This window comes from Streptomyces sp. NPDC056169 (genome assembly GCF_042268445.1).
Lineage (GTDB): Bacteria > Actinomycetota > Actinomycetes > Streptomycetales > Streptomycetaceae > Streptomyces.
This window is the reverse complement of record NZ_JBHJUO010000024.1, coordinates 87,320-106,281: the sequence shown is the minus strand read 5'-3', so window position 1 is coordinate 106,281 and position 18,962 is coordinate 87,320. Positions and strand designations below refer to the sequence as shown.

Sequence of the window (18,962 nt, the reverse complement as noted above, 5' to 3'; positions counted from 1 at the left end):
CTCCTCGCCCGGGACGGCTTCCCCCACCCCCGGCGAGTCGGCGGAGCCGGCGACCTCGGCGCAAGAGCAGGACCGGTAATCCGACTCGTACAGGTCGCGGTGTTCGGACGTTCGGCATCGAGTTCCGCAGCTCCACGCCCGTCGCGAGCAGCGCCAGAGGCCAGAGCGCGAACAGAGAAGCCCAGCCGAGCGGCCGGTCTATGCGGCAAGCAGGTCCCCACGATCAAGGGCCTGGCACAGCACCGTGGAGATCTCCTCGGGCAGCAGGTTCAGGCCGGCGATGGCCTTGGTGGTGAGCGGGACCTCTTCGAGGACGTACTCGCCACGGTCGGTCCGAGCGAATTCGGGGCCGGTCCGGTTCTCGAAGTCCCACGTGTCGATACGGGTGAGGTAGAAGAACTCCTCCTCTCCCTTGGCGTTCTCCATCTCGTGAAACAGGCGGACGATCTCGGCGTCGCCGGCGATCTCCTCGCGTACCTCGCGCAGGAGGGCGTCCTCCCGAGTGACATCGCTCTCCTCGACGCCACCCCCGACGATCACCCAGTAGGGGTCGGAGCCGGGGCGGACGCGCTTCATGACGAGCGTGGTGAACTGCGGGGTGATCAGGATGGCGCGGACGCGCTGCTTCATGGGGTTCCCTTTCCGGGCTGGGCGTCGGGGCGTGGTCAGTGGAGTTGCCAGCCGCCGTCGATGTGCAGCGACTGGCCGGTGATGAACGATGCGCTGGGTCCGGCGAGGAAGGCGATGGCAGCTGCCACGTCTTCGGGCTGTCCGCGGCGGGGGACGCACTGGCAGGCGATCTGTTCCTCGGGCCGTGCTCGGTGGTGGGCGGGGAGACTGTCCTCGGCGGCGACCTGGATCGCTCCGGGGACGACAGTGTTCACGCAGATGCCGTGGGTGCCAGGTTCCCTGGCCAGCGAGCGGGTGCGGCCGATCAAGCCAGCTTTGGCGGTGCTGTAGGCGGTGAGGATGTACGCCACACCCACACCGCCGGCCTGACCGCCATCGCCGTCGCCTACGGCTACGCGAGCCGCGAGGACCTCATCGCCTCCGGGGCCCATGGGCTGCTGGGCACCGCTGCGGACCTGGCCGCCTGGTGCCGGACCCAGACCGCCAACGGGGGCCCAGTACCGGCGCCGGCTCCGTCCCGCACCACCTGACCGCATCCCGAGCATCGCCCGCCCACCCCCGGGGAGCACCCGATACCCCAAGGGCCGGTAGGCCCTGCCCGGAAGGACCTTCCGCATGGCCGACACAACCACTGCGGCGCTGGACCGGCTGGCCCGCACCGTCACCACCGCACACCCCAACAGCCAGCCGCTGACCGACACCGACCGGGCAGCCCTCGCTCCCCTGCTCATCTCCCCCAACGACCTTCGGGCCCGTCTGGAGACCCATCTGGACGGCGAGGAGGGGCGGGTGAGCGCTGCCGCCGCGCGAGTCGCGCGGATCACCGTGGGCGCGAGCGCCCCGGCATCGGCGCGGCTAGCGTCAGCCGTCGTGGTGACCGTAGGTGCCAAGGATCTGCTCGGGGCTCTCACCTCTGAAGACCACGTGTACGTGCAGGTGCTTGGACTCCTGGTAGAGCCCCAGGTTCGTGGTCACCGAGCACGATCCATGCTCCTTCTCGACGTCGGCGGCCACCTCGCGCACCAGGGCGAAGACCTCCGTCAGGAGACCCGGGTCAGCACCGCCCAGATTCGTCAGCGACGATACGTGCTCCTTCGGAATCACCACGATGTGCACCGGGTGCGACGCGTTGGTGTGGTGGAAGGCGAGGGCCCGGTCCGTCTCGGCGACGATCTCGATCGGCACCAGGCCGGACAGCGCCTGGTGGCAGTAGAAGTCGGAGACGGCAGCATCATCGGTCGTCACAGTCAGTCGCCTTCTGTTTGCGTCGGACGGATCGGACGCCGACCTGCGTGGCGCGGCTCACCGTCCCTCGGGAATCCACTGCACCCGATCACGATCGAACTCACGATAAGCAACGGGTTGTTGCTGGCGGGTCCGATTCCCCAAGCCACCCTCGAACCCGCGCTAACCCCCACCCGATCAGGTGACGCGGCGCAGACGCAGGACCGCTGGCGCCCGGCCCGGCACAAGGCGGGTGGAAGAACGCCGGGCATCGCCTCCGAGTCAGTCGGCCTGTACTGGCGCGCCAATCGCTCGGGCGATACGGCGGCCGACAAGGCGCTCGGCAACGTCCAGCGCATACCAGCCGGCCCCGGTCACCTCGGATTCCTGGATGCGTCCGACCTCACCGCGGATCGTGGTGCAGGCGTATCCGATGTCCAGGTGGTAGTGCTCCGGCTCGTTCTTCTGGGGTCGGGCCGGCACCTTGCCGTACTCGACGTAGACGGGCGTCGGCGAGACCACGGAGACCTGGCGGGGGTCGATGCCGGTCTCCTCCGTCAGCTCGCGGACCGCCGCCTCGACCAGCGCGGCATCGGTCGGCTCAAGGTGGCCGCCGGGCCGCAGGGTGATCCCGTAGGCGAGGTGCTCGATGAGCAGGATCTCGGCGTCGTCGCGGACAAGCAGGGTACCGACGGTCACGTGCATGGGGAAGCTACACCGGGAGGCGAAGCCTCGGCCCTGCTCCAGGAGTCGCAGGGCCTCGGACAGCTGCTCGGCATCGTCCGGGTAGCGCTGCAGATAGGCATCAAGGGCGTCCGGGATATCGGAATCAGTGATCGCCATGAGTCACCTCCACGATGGCCAGGGAGGAACACTCCTGATGAGCAACTGCCCAGATTCGGGAAACCAGCACGTGCACCGTCAGCTCCGGTGAAGGTGCGCGGTGTACGGGGAAGCCCGCAGCCTACAAGCCGGGCCGGAGTCGCTCCACGCCAACGCGCCCACCGCGACCTCCGTAGCGGCATCGTCGGCGTTTCGGCCAACCACCCTTCAGTGCACTCCTGTTGCGGGAAGCGGGTCGATGCATCGCTCACGCTCCTTCGCCCGCACCATCCCGGGATTTCATGCCCGACCGAAATACACACGTTCGATATCCCGGCCGGCTCGTTGAGCCTCACGAACCGGCCCCGACCACGAGACTGGGGGACAGCTTGACCGTGGAAAGCACATCCAAACAGGCGCACGCAGGCGAAGCTGGGGGAACTCACCCGGAGAACACGAGCAGCGCCCAGGAGGAGGAGTTCCAGTTCCGGGACGAGTCCCGGCTGGGGGCCGGCGCGCAGATGACAGCCGCCACGATGGCACGGCGCCTGCCCTCGTTGGTACGGCGGTCGCTGACGATGGCCTGGCAGGTGGACCGGGGCGCGACGGCCGGGCTGCTCGCGTGCCAGATCGGCTCCGGCGTGCTGGCCGCCCTGGGGCTGTTCGCCGTCACCGGGACGCTCACCGCGCTGATCTCCTCCGGCGACATCACCGAACGACTAAGGGAGGCGGCTCCGCAGCTGGCAGTCGTCGCCGCGGCCACCGGGCTGCGTGCCCTGCTGGGAATCACGGTGACGTGGCTGACCGGTCGGCTGCGGCCCGTGCTGGCCCGGGCCGCGGAGGTGAGCATGGTCGAGGCGGCGCTCGGCGCCGAGGCCGCGGCGAACAACAAGCCCGGCTACAACGACTCCTACGACATCGCCGACCGCGGCGCCCAGGTCACCCCCGACCTCGTCGAGGAAGCCCAGGACGTCCTGGCCTCCACCGCGACCCTCGCCGCCGGAGCGACCGTCCTCGCCGTGATCCACCCCCTTCTCCTTCCCCTCCTGCTCTTGGCGTGCCTGCCGCAGGCCGCCGCGTACGTGCGAGCCGCGCGGGTGGTGTATCTGGCGGGACTGGAGACGTCGGGGCGCCGGCGGATGCTGCACAAACTGCGCTGGCACATGTCCTACATGGAGTCCAGCGAGGAGATGAGAGCCTGCCTCGCGGGCCCCTTCCTCCTCGGCCGCTACCGGCGCCTCGCCGCGGTGGTCAACGCCGCCGAGCGCAAGGCCGCCAGCACCGGGGCCTGGATGGGTCTGGTCGGGGCGGCGGCTGGCGGCGTCGCCTCGGCGGCGGTCTGGGCGACGCTGCTGTGGCTCCTGGTCTCCGGCCGGATGGACCTGGCCGCCGGAGGCGGCGCGGTGTTCGCTCTACAGACGGCGACCAGCTCCGTGCGCGGCATCATCAACGGCGGAGCCCGGCTGGTCCGCACCGGCTGGTACGTGCAGGACTGGCAGCATTTCCTCGACAACGCCCATGGGCAGGCAATGTCAGCCTCGCGCGGTTCCGAGTTGCTGCCGGGGGCGCCGGAGCGGTTCGAGGTCCGCGACGTGACCTACCGGTACGACGGTGCGCAGAAGGACAGTCTCACCGGGGTGTCGCTGCAGGTGCGGCGCGGGGAGATCGTGGCGCTGGTCGGGGAGAACGGATCGGGGAAGACGACGCTGTCCCGGCTGATCTGCGGCCTGCTGCTGCCGACCTCGGGGGAAGTCGCCTGGGACCATGCGACGACTGCGCGGATGGATCCGTGGGAGGCGTGGAAGCACGTCGCGCTGGCGCCGCAGCGGTTCACCTACCTGCCGCTGACCCTCCGCGACAACGTCAGCCTCGGGCAGGGCGACACCAGCGACGCCGCCCTCATGGCTGCCTGCGAGGCGTCCGGCGCCGCGGACATGCTGCCCGACCTGCGGTCCGGGCTCGACACCCTCTTGACGTCCGAGTGGTTCGGGGGCCATCAGCTGTCCGGCGGGCAGTGGCAGCGCGTCGTCCTGACCCGGGCGTTCCACCGGCAGGCGGCCCTGCTCGTGATGGACGAGCCCACGGCCGCCCTCGACGCCCGTGCTGAGCATCATGTCTTCACCGGCCTGCGGCAGTTGGCCAAGGACCGGGCCATCCTCCTGATCACCCACCGGCTCGCCAATGTCGCCGTCGCCGACCGGATCGTCGTCCTCGACCGGGGACGCCTCGTGCAGGAGGGAACGTACGAACAGCTCACTGCTGAACCCGGGCTGTTCCGGACCCTGTGGGAGCTGGAGCAGCGCACCGGCCATGAGGTGAACCGTCCCGCCTGACTCGGTGCCGTCGCCCTGGGCCGCCCCGGCCGGCAACAGCCGGGGCGGCTACCCCGTATCCGCCGATCCGCCGCCTCACCGAGAGGGCTCCCGATGGACGAAGAACCGACCGCCAGCCGGGGCACTACCCCGCCGCAAACGACGTACCGGAGCATCTGCCACGTGATGGTCTTGCTCCAGCGTCCCGGTGATGGCCGGGTGCTCACCCTCCGGCACCAGCTCAGCTCCTGGCACTCGCCCGACTTGCTCACCGTCGTCGGAGGCCGGCTCGAAGCCGGCGAGTTCTTCGACGAGGGCTCGGCGCGCGAACTCGTCGAGGAGACCGGCATCCGTGTTCCACCGGCCCGGCTCGAGTTCTGCCAGCTGGTCCACCTGCACGCCGCGGACGGAGAGCGGCTGGCCGGCGTCGTGTTCCTGGCGCGGGAGTGGGAGGGCGATCCGTACAACCGGGAGCCGGACACGCACACCGAGCTGGTCTGGGTCGATCCCGCCAGCCCGCCGAAGGGCTGTCACCCCTTCACCCATGAGGTCCTGCGCCGCTTCGCCGCCGGGGACCGGTACGCCAACGTGACCGCCCCCGAACTGGCCGGCGGGGGTGGGTCCCGGTGACGGTCGCCGCCGGGGTGCGGAAGTCCACGGCCTGGACGGTCCCGGGCTACCGGTGCCTGCTCGGGAGCGAGGTCGTTCCTCCAGGTCCTGCCGGTCCTCCTGCTTCTGGCGTCCCCCGTACGCGCTCTGCGGACCATGCCCCCCGCCCGGCTGTGCCGCCCGTCCGAGAGGGAGCATCATGACCACCACCACGTCCACCGCGAGCCCCGCCTACTGGGAACCGCTCTGGGCCGACGGCCGCCGCTACCGGAAGCTGTGTGAGACCGAGAAGCAGCTGATGGCCGAGCACCTCGACCTCGGCTGCGGCCTGCCCGCCCTCGACGTCGGTAGCGGCGACGGCGCCCTGGCCCGCTACTTGCAGCACAAACTCGGCTACCGCACGGCGGGGATCGACTGCTCCCCCAGTGCCATCGCGCTCGCCGCCGCCCAGGACACCGGGCCCGGACCGGTGCCGGCCTGGCAGTGCCTGGACTTCGCCACCAGCGACCTCACCACCCTGCCGGATCCTGCCTACGCTCTCATCGCCTGCCGCCTGGTCTACCGGTGGATGGACGACAAGCGGTCCTTCCTCGACCGAGTCCACCGACTCCTCGCACCTGGCGGCACCTTCTGGGTCGTCACCGAGATCGCCGGCCGCCGTACGACCACCGACCCGGCCCTCCTCGGGCTCGGGATCTCGCCCGCGGACGCCGAACTGCTCACGACCGGCTGGTCCGTCGTGCGAACCGCCGACCTCGGCGTCCTGCGCTGCTACGCCCTGCACCCCTGACCACCGCTCTGCGAACGGAAGGAAACCTCTCGTGCTGGACATCGAAAAGCACGCCGGCGAGATCTGGAACCTCTACGGCCTCCACCAGCTCGGCCGGACCTTCGACCTGCCGGAACTGGACGGCTGGGCCTGGGACATCCTGCAGGCCGGCCCCGGCATCGACGTGCTCGGCGAGGTGGCCGGTATGCGCGTCCTGGACCTCGGGGCCGGAGTCGGCCGGCACGCCGCACGTCTCGCCGCCCTCGGCGCCGACGTCACTGCCATTGACGCCTCTTCCATGCAGGACCAGCGTGCCCTCGCCCGCTACCCCGACACCCCCGGCCTGCGCCTGGTATGCGCAGACGCGGTCGACCACCTGCTGGAAGCCGCCCCGTACGACCTGGTCTACTCCGTCAGCGGCGTACCGTTCATGGACCCGCACCGCCTCCTGCCTGCCCTGGCCACCGGCCTCAAGCCAGGCGGGCGGCTGCTGTTCAGCGCGCTGCACACCAACTCGGCCGGCGACGGGCCGTCCGACTCCGTCACCGCGCGCCCCGAGATCCTGCGGCTGCCCGGCACGGATGCCGAGCACCAGATGCACATGTGGGTCCTCGAACCCCAGCTGTGGGAGGACCTCCTCGTCGACCACGGCCTGGTCGTGGACACCGTGACGGCCATGGACTCGCCGCAGGCCGGCCAGCCGCTGTCGTACCGGCTCTACACGGCCCGCCGTCCGGAACGGGTGCCGAGCCGGCCCCGCTCGAACAACCCGCCCCTGCCTCACGCCGCCGTCGGGGTGGGTGTGATCGTGCATGGTCCGGACGGTCTCCTGCAGGGGAAGCATCGACGTGGTACCTGGGAGCTCCCCGGCGGCTCCGTGGAGCCGGGCGAGACCTTCGCCGAGGCCGCGGTACGGGAACTTGCCGAAGAAGCCGGTCTCGTCGCCGTTCCCACCGACGTGCGGGTGCTGGGCACGCTCCTTGACCGCGTCGGCGACGTCGTCCGAGTGACGGTGCCCATCCTCGTCACCCGGTGGTCCGGCGTCCCGCAGCAGCACGAGGACGCCATCGGCCCCGGCCGAGTGCCGTCGCTGGAGGCGTGAGTCGTAGATCGAGGACGTCGAACTCGACCACGGCGCCTACCGCTTCGAGCTGTCCTGCTGGTGCCACGAGGCGGAGTGGACGAAGGACGTCACCGTCGCCGAGACCTGGACGCTCGCACAGGAACGTGCTCTTGGCCGAGTGCGCTGGCGCGGTATGGGCTGCAACGCGGCAGTGGGGGCGGGCGCGGTGCGGGTGGGGGCACAGACAGGACGCACATGGCCCAGCGCGGTGCAGGCGACGACGCCGGGCCGTGTGTCGGTGAACTAGTGACTGCTTCGGTCAGTCGGCCGTGGGCTCGAGGAAGTACTCGCAGGTGTCGAGGTCGAAGGTGAGACCGGTGAGCACCGCGAGCTTGGTGGCCTGCTCTTCGGTGACCAGGTATGTGTCCCCGAGATGGTCAGGATGTGCGATGCGGAAGATCTTCGCCAGGGTTTCCTCGCAGAGCGAGCTCACGTCCCACCGGTCGTCGGTGAAGTCCTCGGTCTTGCGATACTGGGCGATTCGGTAGATCACTTCTCCACCTCTCGTGTGGGGTCGCGCGGCGTGGTCTGCTTCCCGGTGCGGTAGTCGTACACCCCGATATGCTTGCCGTTCTTGCTGTACTTCTCGACCGTGTCGTGCTGACGGTCGTGCTCGTAGATGTTGCCCTTGGAATCCTTCCAGCGGGCACGCCCCCCTGGACTGGCGTCTTCGACTTGGTGCGCTGGGTTCCAGGAAGGCAGGCAGGTCCTTCGGGGTAGGCGCGGGACCGGTCTGCACCTTCTGGGAGGCGTTCGTCCTGCCCGTGCGTTGCGGAGCGCGACGTTGAGGCCTTCGTCGATCCGGGGATTGCCGTCCGCGGGCCACGACGGCGCCGCCGACGATCAGTCCGGCGCCAACGGCGATTGCGGGAGCCCCGGCCAGACAGCCGAAGCTGGTGAGGCAGACCGCTCCGCCGCCGACGATGCCGCCGACGCCGGCTTCCATGGCGTAAGTGTTCAGGGCGGTCTCGAAGGCTGCGGTCAGAACGTCGGTGTTGGTGAAGATCTCGGTGGCGTAGATGCCGACCGTGTTGGCCTTCTCCTCCAGCCAGTCGGGGACCCAGCCTTCGTCGACCTCCTGCTCCTCGGCTCCGGCCTCGGCCTCCGCCTCACGCCGGAGCAGGCGGGGAGCAGAAGCGGGTACGCCCCCGGGGAGCGGACTCCCAGGGGCGTGCGCCGTGCCGAAGACTCAGCGTTCGCCGTTCCACGACCGCCACAGGTCCGAGTACGGTCCGCCCGCGCCGACCAACTCGTCGTGGGTGCCCAGCTCGACGATGCGGCCGGACTCCATGACGGCGATGCGATCGGCGTCGTGCGCGGTCTGCAGCCGGTGGGCGATGGCGATGACGGTGCGGTCCGACCGGACGGCGGCCACTGCCCGCTCCGCCTGCCGGGCCGTCGTCGGGTCGAGCAGTGACGTGGCCTCGTCCAGGATCAGGGTGTGCGGGTCCGCCAGATGCACCCTGGCCAGGGTGAGCTGCTGTGCCTGGGCGGCCTCCAGTTCGACTCCGCCTGAGCCCAGCGGGGTGTCCAGGCCCTCCGGCAGTTCGGCCACCCAGTCCGCTTCCACCGACCTCAGGGCCGCGAGGACGGCCTCGTCGTCGGCTTCGGGCGCGGCCATGGTCATGTTGTCGCGAAGGGTGCCCATGAACACGTGGTGCTGTTGCGTGATGAGGACGATGCGGTTGCCCAGTTCGCCCGCCGCGGCCTGGTCGGCGACGGGCACGCCGCCGACCAGGACGTGGCCGGTGTCAGGGACGTCCACACCGGACAGCAACTTGGCGAGGGTGGACTTGCCGGCTCCTGACCGGCCGACCACCGCCAGCCGTTCACCGGGACGGACCAGCAGCTCCACGTCCTTGAGGATCTCGTGCCCGGGGACGTAGGAATACCCCACGCCCTTGACCTCGATGAGGTCGTCCACGGGGGCCGACACAGGAGCGTCAGCTGTGTGCGACAGCAGCCCGACACCCTTGATGCGGGCGAACGAGGCGCCGCTGCGCTGCAGTTGTTCGACCCAGATGAGCATCTGGTTGAGCGGTTCGACCAGCTGCCACATGTACAGGCTGCCCGCCACCACGACTCCCAGGGAGATCGCGCCGTTGAGGTAGCCGAACCCGCCCACGAGCAGGATGAGCGCCATGGGCAGCGTGTGCGCGAACTCGGTGACCGGGAACAGCACCGTCCGTAGGGAGAGGGTGCGCATGCCGGCGCGGTAGGTGGTGTCGATGGCCTTGTCGAGGGTGCTGTTCCGCAGTTCGCGCAGCCCGTAGGCCTCGACGGTACGGGCGCCGTGCGCGGTGGAGTTGAGGATCTCGGAGACATCGCCGGCGGCCGCTCCCTCGGCGAGGTAGGCGTCGCGGGAGCGCGCGAGGTACCAGCGGCTCACGCCCCACACGAGTGGCAGTCCCACGACCGAGCAGAGACCGAGCAGCGGGTCGAGGAGGAAGACCGCGGCGAAGATGAACACGACCTGGATGCCGGAGATGAACATGTCCGGAGCCGCATTGCGCAGCGTGGCCGCGACGGTCGAGACGTCCAGGGTGGTACGGGTGACCAGATCACCGGTGCTCACCTCGTCCGCGACACGCCCCGGCAGCGAGAGGGTGCGGTCGACGGCCTCCTCGCGGAGCCTGGCGAGCGCGCGCTCGCCGAAGCGATGGGAGAGACCTCGCGCATAGCGCGACAACACCAATCGGGCCGCCGAGAAGCCCAGAACCGCCGCGGCCAGTCCGTCGACCGCGGAGACGGACAGGTCACCGGACTCGACCCTGGTCACGATGCGGCCGAGGAGCCAGGGACCGGCCGCGCCGGCAAGCGCGGCAAGGCACGTCAGCAGCAGCATCGCGCAGACGGCGCCCGAGTCGTCCCTCAACAGCTGCCAGCCGGCCTGGCGAACCGTCCTGGCATCGGCGATCGGCAGGCGGGGCGTCTTGTCGGACCTGCTCATCGGGACTGTCCTTCCACGGGCTGTGCCACGGCGGCTTCGCCAGGGATCTCGGTGCTGCCGCGGAACACCAGTGCCGCGTATCCCGGCTGGTCGGCGAGGAGCTCTCCGTGCGAACCGGTCGCCTGCACCCTTCCGTTCACGAGGTAGGCGACTTCGTCGGCCTGGCCGAGCACGAGCGGCGATGTGCTGACGACGAGGGTGGTCCGCCCGTGCCGGTGCGTTGCCACCCGGGCGGCAACGGTTGCCTCCGTGTGCGCGTCCAGTGCCGACGTCGGTTCTACGAGCAGGAGCACTGCCGGATCCGCGAGCAGGGCCCGCGTCAGCTGCAGCCGCTGGCGCTGTCCTCCCGAGACGTTGCGGGCCTGATTCTCCAGGCGGGTGTCGAGCCTGTCGGGGAGCGCGTCGATGATGTCCTCCGCTGCGGCGGCGTGCAGCGCCCGCCGGATGTCCTCGTCGCAGCGGCCGGTGCTGCCGGAGACGACGGAACGCAGGGGGCCCGGGAACATATAGGCATCGTTGTCCGTGAGCAGAATGTGCCGCCTGAGAGCCGTGCGGTCCCAGTCGGACAGCTTGAGGTCCCCCCAGGAGGCCTCGGAGTCCGTGTAGCCGGCCAGCCGGTCCACCACGGCGCGCGGCTCGTCGGGACGGGCACCGACCAGAGCCGTCACTTTCCCCGGGGCCACCACCAGGCCCGATACAGGGTCGTGCAGCAGGCCGGGAGCGGCTGGGGGGTCGAGCCGGGTCCGGTGCTCCTCGGGAGCCGGCGCGAGCGCCAGGATGTCGACCACCCTCCGTGCGGAGACGAGCCCGCGCGGCAGGTCATCCGCCCCTTCGATCAAGGATGAGACGGGTACCAGCAGAGCGGCAACATATCCGTAGACCGCCACCAGCTCACCTACGGTGATGGCCCCACTGGCCGCCATCCGTGCGCTGATCCACGTCACCACGGCAAGGAAGACCATGGGCAGGCACGCGGTGAGTGCCTGGACCCAACTGGTGATGGCAGCGACGCGGTATCCGAGGGGGACCAGAGCCTGGGAGCGTTCCCGGTACCGCCCGGCGAACAGGGGCTTGCCGCCGATCCCGTTGAGGACGCTCAGGCCGGCCACCATGTCGCCGGCGAGGGAGGTCAGAGCACCCTGGTCCTCCCGGTAGCGGCTTTCGGCGCCGTGCAGTTTTCCCAGCAGAGGGCCGACGGTGAGGGCCAGGGCCGGGACGCCGAGAAGGACCACCACGGCGATGACGGCCGAGATCCGGACCAGCAGGACGGCCGTTGCGGCATACGCGATGACCGCACCTACGCCGGGTCCGGTGATGGTCAGTGTCTGGGCGATCCTGCTGATGTCGCCGACTTGGAGGTGTGTGAGCTCACCCGCAGACACCTGTCGGGGTAGCGCCGACCCCAGCCGGGTGACGTGGCGCGTGACGACCTGGACCGTCCGGTAGGCCGCGTCCACACGGATGCGCGTCATGGTGCGGTGCCGCAGGATGCCGAGGATCGCTGTCCCGGCCCCGGTGACGACCACGGCTCCGATCCAGAGGAGCAGCATCCCGGTGTCCCGCGCCTTGAGCCCCTCGTCGATCGTCTTCGACAACAGGTACGGCGGAAGCATGAGCGCACACATCCACGTACTGCCCCATAGGGTGCCGACCAGTACCCGCCTGTACTGACTTGTCGTCAGCCACCACAGGAACCGCAGCGGGCTCCGATGATCCGGCAGGCCCGGGGACTCGTAAGGAACCCGGCGCGCGCCTTCGGGCAGGTCTGGTCCATGTATCATCTCGGCCGTCCTTGCGTGGGATCGAGGGGCGTCAGCGAATGATCCGGCTGCGGTACTGCATGCGCCGTACGCAAGAAAATGCCATACGACCGAAGGGCCATACGCCGTGAGGTCGCAATGCGCCAACGAAGGTGACAACGTCGAGCCCTTCGCCTCGGCGTATCGCCATCCGCTCGGCCTCATCGGGTAAGCCGGAGCAAGGTTCCTGGCCGAGTACGCCGACTGACTGCAGTCTGTTGGGGAACGATCACTCGCCCCACGGGAAAAGATCTTCAAAGGGGCGAGTAGCGCCTGGTCAGACACACTCGTGAACGCCCCCGAGCAGGGCCGAACCCGATCACGGCCGGGCAGCGGGGGGCTCACCGCAATTCGGACCCGTGCCGGCAACGGTCCGCGTGCCCCGCATCGGGCCGGCCGCGCGTCCGTCCCGATCGCGTGCGCGCCGGCAAGGCGTACGCCTCCCGCAAAAACCGCGCCTACCTGCGCCGCCGGCGGGATCCGCCACGCACCTCGGCCCTAGCCTCTGCCCCGCCTTGTCCCTCAGGCTGCGTGATTCACATCGTTCGGGGGATCATGAACTTCACGCGATATCGCAGGCCGTCGGCCTTCCTGCGGCTGACGGTGGCAGTCGTCCTCGGCGTCGCGGCCGTAGCCGGACTCGAGTCGGGAGACGAGGGCGCGCTGATCCTGCTTCTCCGGCTCCGCGAGTATGTCCTTTTGCTGGGATGCCTCTCCCTGGCAGCACTGACGGGCGGTCCTCCTGGGGCTGGCAAAGACCTCGCTACGCGTGCCACTGGCCATCATGCTGCTCGTCATCGGCGTCCCGACACTGCTAATCGGAGGCTGGGCCTCGGCGGTGTTCGGCGGCTCGGACGAGGCGGTGAAGACCGAGTCGGCCCCCCGCCGCGGCGACCGCCAACTGGTTGTGATGGCACGCAGCGGCTCCCTCGACCCGGTTTGGTGCGTCTACGTCCACCAGGGAAACCCACCATTGGAACGCCGTTGGACCGCCGACTGCTTCAGCGGCGACTCCGAAGACAACGCACTCAGCGGGACCGTGTGGACGGCTCCCGACCGGATTCGCATGACCACCGAGGGTGACGTACGCCATCACGTAACCATTGGCCCAGGTGGACGACCCGACCGGATTACTTCCGTGCGGTGGGTGCCCCAATGCCGGCGCCCTCGGCGAAGACCGGGGCGCGATCGCGGCAGACGACATCGATCTCCGGGTGCTCGGCCAGCCAGGCCGCGGCAGTGCCTGCCTCGCGATCCGGAAGTAGGTCAACCGGCTTGAGGGTCTCGACGCCGACCAGCACGGTCCCGTAGACACGGCCCTTGCGCATCGCGTACTCGTCGACGCCGGCCACACCCGGGGCCTGTGGCTGGGGCGCCGGGAGAGCGTCGACCAACCGCAGGACCGTGTTCCGGCTGACTCTCGCCCCGAAGACATCGGCCGGCCGGGCACCAGCGCGACCGGCCAAGGCGAGGCCGACCTCGGCCGGCACCGACCGCATTCGTTCGGTCCGCTGGCTGTATCGCCGGGTCAGACTCGCAACCTGCTCGACGAGAATCCGCCGCCCGCAGGAGCCGTCTTCGCACGTGAAGCGCCGGACACCCCGCCACGGGAAGGTCAGCGGAAACCGCAGGTAGGAACCATGCACGCGCCCGGACCAGCTTCCGTCGAAGTAGCGCGCGACGGCGCGGGCGTCCGCTGTGTGCGCTTCGGGGTGCAGTGCTCGTTCCCACCGCCCTCGTCGCGGCCATCAGCGAGTGGCTGTGATCAGCGCTTTTACCAGGGACACGGAAGAGCCGTCAGCGGTGACCCAGCACGTTGACCACCTGCCCGCTCGGGTCACGGACGAAGAACCGCCGCACGCCCCACTCCTCATCCTGCAAAGGGTGAATGATCTCCGCGCCACTCGCCCGTATGACTGCATAAGCCGCATCCACGTCGTCCACCTCGACGCTCATATCGGGGGCGACAGGCGCAGTCTTGTCATTGGTCATGACGCTGATCTGCGCTGCCGGACTGGACGGGGATGCGAGCGTCATGATCCAACCGTGGTTCATGACCTCTTCGAAGCCCAGCAGGCCATAGAATTCCCGGCTCTCCTGCGCTGCCGGCGACTGGATGTTGGGCACCACACGGCGAACGGCCATCGACGACTCCAAACAAGAAGGTGTCTCTGTCTCCCAGGAGTACTACGACACGCCAACCGCCGCACGCACTTTCGACACACGCTTCAGCCCGGGGCGGGGTCGCCAGAGCCTTCTGTCCCGCCGGGATCGGATTCCGGATCGGATGCGTGGTCGGGTCCGACACCCTGCCGCCCGTCATGGGGCGCAGACGATCAACTCATGAGATCACTCGGGAGTGTGCCCGGGCCGGACCGTCGTGCGAAGGCGCGGACTCACGTGGCGGGGCGACAGTGCACGCTGACGGCGTAGCCGCAGCCTTGGTAGTAGGGCTCACCACTCCAGGTGGCGTAGCGCTGCCGCAGGGTCAGTCCGGCCTGGGTGCACCAGTGGTCGAACTCTGTCAGGGTCACTGTGGGTTCCGGCAGCGGCAGGTGTGCTGCGTCCAGTCCCATGCCCGTGACCAGTAGACCGCCGGGGCGCAGTGCGGCGGCCAGCTGCCGAACAACCATGGGTTCGGTGCCCGGGGCCAGCAGGGGGATGACGTTTCCGGCGGCGAGCGCCATGTCAAAACCCTGATCCAGGCCGAGGGTGTCCAGGCGGACCAGGTCACCGAAGAGCCATTCCTGCGTGGGGGCGTCTCGGCGGGCCACGGCGAGCATCGAGGGGTCGACGTCCACACCGGTGCAGTGGTGGCCTAGCTCCGCGAGTCGGATCGCGATCCGACCGGTGCCGCAGCCGGCATCTAGCACCCGGGCGGCAGGCTTCAGCAATGCGGTGCAGAAGGTGGCCTCGCCGTGGATGTCGTGGCCTGAATCGGCGAGCTGCGCGAAACGCTCAGCGTAGTCCTCTCCGGATTGTCCGCCGGTCAGTTCCGCCCAACGGTCGCGTTGCCCAGTCATGTTCCCAGCGCCTTCCGGTCAGCCTCGCCCAGCAAGCAGGAGCGAAGACGGTGGCATCACCCTACGTGCGGCCGTAGGTGCGCACATCGCGAGGCACCCCGTTCGTCACCCTCGAGCAGTACGCCGGCTCGATGGCGGGAAGGGCTCTGTTGGTGTGGATGTGCGGGCTGGTAGCAGCCGATGCGCCAGCGCGCAGTCGCTCCTGGGCAGCCAGCTGGTCACCCCGTGACAGATCAGCCAATCCGGTGCTCTCTCTAAGTGGCTGTTGTTGTTCCGAACTTGAGGAGTTCTGGTCGAACGGGAGTCACCTGAACTCCCGACCCGACCGGTCCTCCCCCGCCGTCGTGACCTCCGCGGCCATCACATCGAGCGGCAGCATGACCGCGCGCACCGGGTGGACGTCACGTCGCCGAGGTGCCCGGCCGCACGGCGAGGCCAGAGCACCCAGAGCACCCACAGGCACGACGCCTGGCGTACCGCCATCACCAGCGTCCTCGCAGCAGTGCGCAGCTTGTCACCCGAGCGGTGGGAGGCGAGGACGTCCGCAATGGCCAACCGGCGGCGACTGTGAAAATCGCTGTCCGATCATCGGAGCACGGTGATAGACATCCGGCGTGGAAAAGAATCTTGAGTTCCCTGACCTGTTGCGACTGATCGATGAACGGTCGACCGCCTTCCGCGCCGTGGTCGCCGCCGCGCCCGGTCTCGACGCGCAGGTGCCGACCTGCCCCGGGTGGACGCTGTTCGATCTGGTGAAGCACCTGGGTGGGGGAGACCGTTTCTGGGCCGCCATCGTCGGCGCGGGGTCTGCCGACGCTCCCCCGGCCGCGGCCGTCGCCGCGCGCGCCGCGCTGGAAGTGCCGCAGGAGCGTGAGGCCCTGCTGGCCTGGCTGGACGCGTCGACGCAGCTCCTGCTGGGCGCCCTGCGCGCGGCGGGACCGGAGAGCGGTTGCTGGACGTGGTGGCCCGCGTCGCAGTCACCGCAGACCGCCGGCGGCACCGCCCGGCACCGGGTCCAGGAGACCGCGGTGCACACCTACGACGCCCAGCTCGCCGGGGGCGACCCGCAGCCGCTGCCGGTCGAGCTGGCACTCGACGGTGTGGAGGAGTTCCTGTTCACCGTCTGCGGAACGCCGAGTGCCTGGCCGCACAAGCCCACGGCCTTCGACTTCCACGCCGCCGAGGGCCGCTCCTGGCGCCTCACCGTCGACGGCGACGGCGCACGCACCACCCGCATCCCCGCGCCCACTGCCGCGACCGGCCAAGACTCGGACGCAGCCGGCGCCTCCGTCCACGGCACGGCCAGTGAGCTGGTCCTCTACCTGTACGACCGGATCCAGGCCGACTCCTTGCACGTTGACGGAGACGCAGGGCTGCTCGACCTGCTCCGCGCCTGGGAGCCGGAGGAGAAGTAGGACGTAGCGGGGGCTGTTCGCCGCGCCTCGAACCGGTAGGACACGACTCTTCGCCAGGTTCGTCAGTCGCGGCACCGGACTCAAACCCGCGAGGCGGCCTCGGGGCGTCACCAAGCCGACCGTCTACCTGGATGGCAGTGCGAATTCTTCCGTCCCAGCGATCACGAGAAGCGACGCGACTGCCGTCGTCCCGATCTCGTCGAGAAGTCAGTCGATCGGGTGACTGCGGCGGCTGCCGTGCATGAGAGCAGGGCCTCTTGGCAGCTCGAAGGGTGTCAAAGCCAACGTGCGGTCCAGGAGGCCCTGTTGTCGCATTTCTACGGCAACGCGGGAGTGGGATCCAGTTCAGCCACTCTCGCGTGTGACTGTCTGGCTCACAGGTTCGGGAACTCCAGAGAGCACGGGGCGCGCGAGCGTCGGTATCCCCCCGACATGTCGGACGCCGAGTGGGCGGTGGTCCGGCCACTGCTGCCGGTGCCGGGCTGGCCGCGGGGCCGGGGCGGGCAACCGGAGGCTTATTGCCACCGCGCGATGCTGGACGCGATCCGCTACCTGGTCGACAACGGCACGAAGTGGCGGGCCATGCCTGCCGACTTCCCACCGTGGGACCGGGTCTACGCGTTCTTCCGGCGCTGGCGCAACCACGATCTGGTCCGCGAGTTCCACGACCGGCTCCGCCGCCTGGTCCGCGAGCGGGCCGGGCGGGACTCGGAGCCGGGCGCGGGCGTGATCGACTCGCAGTCGGGCAAAACGGACGCGGCTCCCTGGTCCTCGCCATCGTCAAACGCAGCGACGACATGCGCGGCTTCGTCGTGCTGCCCAAGCGGTGGATCGTCGAGCGGTTCTTCGCCCACCTGATGCGAAGTCGCCGTCTCGTGCGCGACTTCGAGCGTTCCATCGCCAGCGCGGAGGCGATGGCCTGCTGGTCGATGACGATGCTCATGACCCGCCGCGTTGCCCGGCCACGTCCTTCGCGAGCGTGAATCGGCCAGGTGCCGGCTCAATCAGCCAGCCGCGCGCCGTCAGCCGCTTGGCCTTCGATCGCAGTGCCTCCACCGTTCCCGGTACGGGGTCCAGGCCGAAGCAGGCGGCCATCTCCTGGCACGTCAACGCTCCTTGACCGAGTCCGGTTACGGTCGCTGAGGGCCTGCAGGATGCGCTGGTAGTCCACCGACAGCGCCGACCAGGCCAGCCCCGCGCGCCACACCGGCACCACTGTTCTCGGCTTCGCCGCCTCCGCCGGTTCGGGCCGCGCCGGTTGCACACCGGGAGCCGGCAGACCCTCGGAGGCGGCGGGGCCGACGACGGCGTCGTTACCCGGGGCCAGTACCTCGCCAACGCGTGAGCGGGCGATGACCCACTCGTTCCACTCCCGCTCAGCCAAGGCCGGCTCCGCCTGGAGGCGGTCGGCCTCCTCCCGCAGATCGTCGACACGACGGCATCCTCGACCGCCACCATCGGTGTCGGGCCAGAGGGCGATGATGGTCCCGCTCGTGGGCGTCGGGCCTGCGGTGGTGGGCGGGGTGAGCGCGATGCCTCGCGCGTACTCCTGGACGCAGTGGACACCCTCGCGCCGTACCTCGGCTGTCAGGCGGCTCGATAGGGCGTTGGTGAAGCAGGGCCCGACGCCGAAGAGGCTCATGGCCACAGCCTGACGGCCGCCTTGGCTCCACCCCAGGGTGCATGAGGGTCAGCAGGGCTTCGAGGCCGGGAGTACCGATGTCCCCGGCGGCCTCGATGGGGACACCCGGCCCGTCGTCGGCGACACGTACACCGCCGTCGGGCGTGAGGGTGACGTTGACGGTGCCGGCACGGCCGGCCAGGACTTCGTTCACGGCCCGGGCGGCGACATCGAACACCATCTGGTGCAGGCCGCGCTCGCCGGTCGAGCCGATGTACCTCCCGGGCCGCTTCCAGACGGCCTCAAGCCCCTCCGACACCTGGGTCTGGGCGGCATCGTACGGGTTGGCGGCGTCACTCATGACGTCCCCCCAATGGTGTCTCCAGCGGAGCCCCAGCCTAGGCGGGTCTAGGGAAAATGCCAGGTCAGACCCTATTCATCGAGGGCGTGGACGGGCGAGTGAGCGCCTACTCAGAGGAGGCCGGCCCAGGGATCGCGCGCCGCTGTCGGATGGGACCCGGAGACCTGCGAAGACCGCGGCAGGCCCCATTTCCGGCGATCCCGAGGCCTTCGATTCCGATGCGTCACACGCCTGCCCGGAACACAGTGTCCGGTCGCTTCGTCACTGGCTCTCGGAGCACGTACGTGGCCGGGCAGGCCAACTG

Annotated in this window: 16 protein-coding genes and 2 pseudogenes; 6 read left to right on the top strand and 12 right to left on the bottom strand. The window is 69.6% G+C overall.

Annotation, left to right across the window (positions count from 1 at the left end):
- Positions 1–198: 198 nt before the first annotated feature.
- From ACFC0G_RS33595 to ACFC0G_RS33580, 4 genes are all read right to left on the bottom strand, one after another.
- On the bottom strand, positions 199–630 hold the full coding sequence (locus tag ACFC0G_RS33595; RefSeq protein ID WP_376410837.1) for an NUDIX domain-containing protein: 432 nt from the start codon (positions 628–630) through the stop codon (positions 199–201).
- Between the two features lie 35 nt (positions 631–665).
- Positions 666–980 carry an SDR family oxidoreductase gene (locus ACFC0G_RS33590; protein ID WP_376410834.1) on the bottom strand — a complete coding sequence of 105 codons (315 nt, stop codon included), beginning with the start codon at positions 978–980 and terminating at the stop codon, positions 666–668.
- 511 nt (positions 981–1,491) lie between these two features.
- Positions 1,492–1,875 (bottom strand): HIT domain-containing protein, encoded by a 384-nt coding sequence (locus ACFC0G_RS33585; RefSeq protein ID WP_376410831.1) that lies wholly within the window; start codon positions 1,873–1,875, stop codon positions 1,492–1,494.
- 261 nt (positions 1,876–2,136) lie between these two features.
- Positions 2,137–2,697: an NUDIX hydrolase gene (locus tag ACFC0G_RS33580; RefSeq protein ID WP_376410828.1), complete on the bottom strand. Its 561-nt coding sequence runs from the start codon at positions 2,695–2,697 to the stop codon at positions 2,137–2,139.
- Positions 2,698–3,179: 482 nt separating this feature from the next.
- On the opposite strand from ACFC0G_RS33580, the gene ACFC0G_RS33575 reads away from it, so the two are divergent.
- From ACFC0G_RS33575 to ACFC0G_RS33560, 4 genes are all read left to right on the top strand, one after another.
- Positions 3,180–5,009 (top strand): ATP-binding cassette domain-containing protein, encoded by a 1,830-nt coding sequence (locus tag ACFC0G_RS33575; protein ID WP_376410915.1) that lies wholly within the window; start codon positions 3,180–3,182, stop codon positions 5,007–5,009.
- Between the two features lie 165 nt (positions 5,010–5,174).
- Complete coding sequence (locus ACFC0G_RS33570; RefSeq protein WP_376410912.1) at positions 5,175–5,618, top strand: NUDIX domain-containing protein; 444 nt, start codon at positions 5,175–5,177, stop codon at positions 5,616–5,618.
- 178 nt (positions 5,619–5,796) lie between these two features.
- A complete protein-coding gene (locus ACFC0G_RS33565; RefSeq protein ID WP_376410825.1) occupies positions 5,797–6,387 on the top strand; it encodes a class I SAM-dependent methyltransferase in 591 nt (196 codons plus the stop codon).
- 31 nt (positions 6,388–6,418) lie between these two features.
- Complete coding sequence (locus tag ACFC0G_RS33560) at positions 6,419–7,468, top strand: NUDIX domain-containing protein (protein WP_376410822.1); 1,050 nt, start codon at positions 6,419–6,421, stop codon at positions 7,466–7,468.
- Between the two features lie 280 nt (positions 7,469–7,748).
- On the opposite strand, the gene ACFC0G_RS33555 is transcribed toward ACFC0G_RS33560, so the two are convergent.
- The 7 genes from ACFC0G_RS33555 to ACFC0G_RS33525 all read right to left on the bottom strand — a co-directional run bounded on the left by ACFC0G_RS33555 (position 7,749) and on the right by ACFC0G_RS33525 (position 15,261).
- Positions 7,749–7,982, bottom strand: coding sequence for a hypothetical protein (locus tag ACFC0G_RS33555; RefSeq protein WP_376410819.1), 234 nt, complete (start codon positions 7,980–7,982; stop codon positions 7,749–7,751).
- A complete protein-coding gene (locus tag ACFC0G_RS33550; RefSeq protein ID WP_376410910.1) occupies positions 7,979–8,191 on the bottom strand; it encodes a colicin E3/pyocin S6 family cytotoxin in 213 nt (70 codons plus the stop codon). The genes ACFC0G_RS33555 and ACFC0G_RS33550 overlap by 4 nt, the downstream gene beginning before the upstream one ends.
- A gap of 487 nt (positions 8,192–8,678) precedes the next feature.
- Positions 8,679–10,439, bottom strand: a complete 1,761-nt coding sequence (locus tag ACFC0G_RS33545) for an ABC transporter ATP-binding protein (RefSeq protein ID WP_376410816.1) — start codon at positions 10,437–10,439, stop codon at positions 8,679–8,681.
- Positions 10,436–12,052, bottom strand: coding sequence for an ABC transporter transmembrane domain-containing protein (locus ACFC0G_RS33540; protein ID WP_376410812.1), 1,617 nt, complete (start codon positions 12,050–12,052; stop codon positions 10,436–10,438). Before ACFC0G_RS33540 ends, ACFC0G_RS33545 begins: the two co-directional genes overlap by 4 nt.
- A 1,316-nt stretch (positions 12,053–13,368) precedes the next feature.
- Positions 13,369–13,884 carry a hypothetical protein gene (locus tag ACFC0G_RS33535; RefSeq protein ID WP_376410809.1) on the bottom strand — a complete coding sequence of 172 codons (516 nt, stop codon included), beginning with the start codon at positions 13,882–13,884 and terminating at the stop codon, positions 13,369–13,371.
- A 151-nt stretch (positions 13,885–14,035) separates the two neighbouring features.
- The gene (locus ACFC0G_RS33530) at positions 14,036–14,383 is read right to left on the bottom strand and encodes a VOC family protein (RefSeq protein ID WP_376410806.1); all 348 of its coding nucleotides are present in this window, start codon (positions 14,381–14,383) and stop codon (positions 14,036–14,038) included.
- A 251-nt stretch (positions 14,384–14,634) separates the two neighbouring features.
- Entirely contained in the window at positions 14,635–15,261 is a 627-nt protein-coding gene (locus ACFC0G_RS33525; RefSeq protein ID WP_376410801.1) for a class I SAM-dependent methyltransferase, read from the bottom strand.
- A 614-nt stretch (positions 15,262–15,875) separates the two neighbouring features.
- Here ACFC0G_RS33525 and ACFC0G_RS33520 point away from each other — a divergent pair.
- On the top strand, positions 15,876–16,676 hold the full coding sequence (locus ACFC0G_RS33520; RefSeq protein WP_376410799.1) for a maleylpyruvate isomerase family mycothiol-dependent enzyme: 801 nt from the start codon (positions 15,876–15,878) through the stop codon (positions 16,674–16,676).
- Positions 16,677–17,108: 432 nt separating this feature from the next.
- Positions 17,109–17,659 (top strand): annotated as a pseudogene (locus ACFC0G_RS33515) (transposase).
- On the opposite strand, the pseudogene ACFC0G_RS33510 reads toward ACFC0G_RS33515, so the two are convergent.
- Positions 17,616–18,159: pseudogene (locus tag ACFC0G_RS33510) on the bottom strand (hypothetical protein). The pseudogenes ACFC0G_RS33515 and ACFC0G_RS33510 sit on opposite strands and share 44 nt — an antisense overlap.
- Between the last annotated feature and the right edge of the window lie 803 nt (positions 18,160–18,962).

Coding starts and splice junctions, on each gene's coding strand:
- ACFC0G_RS33545 (WP_376410816.1), bottom strand. CDS start 10,439: ATGAGCAGGTCCGACAAGACGCCCCGCCTGCCGATCGCCGATGCCAGG.
- ACFC0G_RS33580 (WP_376410828.1), bottom strand. CDS start 2,697: ATGGCGATCACTGATTCCGATATCCCGGACGCCCTTGATGCCTATCTG.
- ACFC0G_RS33525 (WP_376410801.1), bottom strand. CDS start 15,261: ATGACTGGGCAACGCGACCGTTGGGCGGAACTGACCGGCGGACAATCC.
- ACFC0G_RS33540 (WP_376410812.1), bottom strand. CDS start 12,052: ATGCTTCCGCCGTACCTGTTGTCGAAGACGATCGACGAGGGGCTCAAG.
- ACFC0G_RS33530 (WP_376410806.1), bottom strand. CDS start 14,383: ATGGCCGTTCGCCGTGTGGTGCCCAACATCCAGTCGCCGGCAGCGCAG.
- ACFC0G_RS33565 (WP_376410825.1), top strand. CDS start 5,797: ATGACCACCACCACGTCCACCGCGAGCCCCGCCTACTGGGAACCGCTC.
- ACFC0G_RS33595 (WP_376410837.1), bottom strand. CDS start 630: ATGAAGCAGCGCGTCCGCGCCATCCTGATCACCCCGCAGTTCACCACG.
- ACFC0G_RS33570 (WP_376410912.1), top strand. CDS start 5,175: ATGGTCTTGCTCCAGCGTCCCGGTGATGGCCGGGTGCTCACCCTCCGG.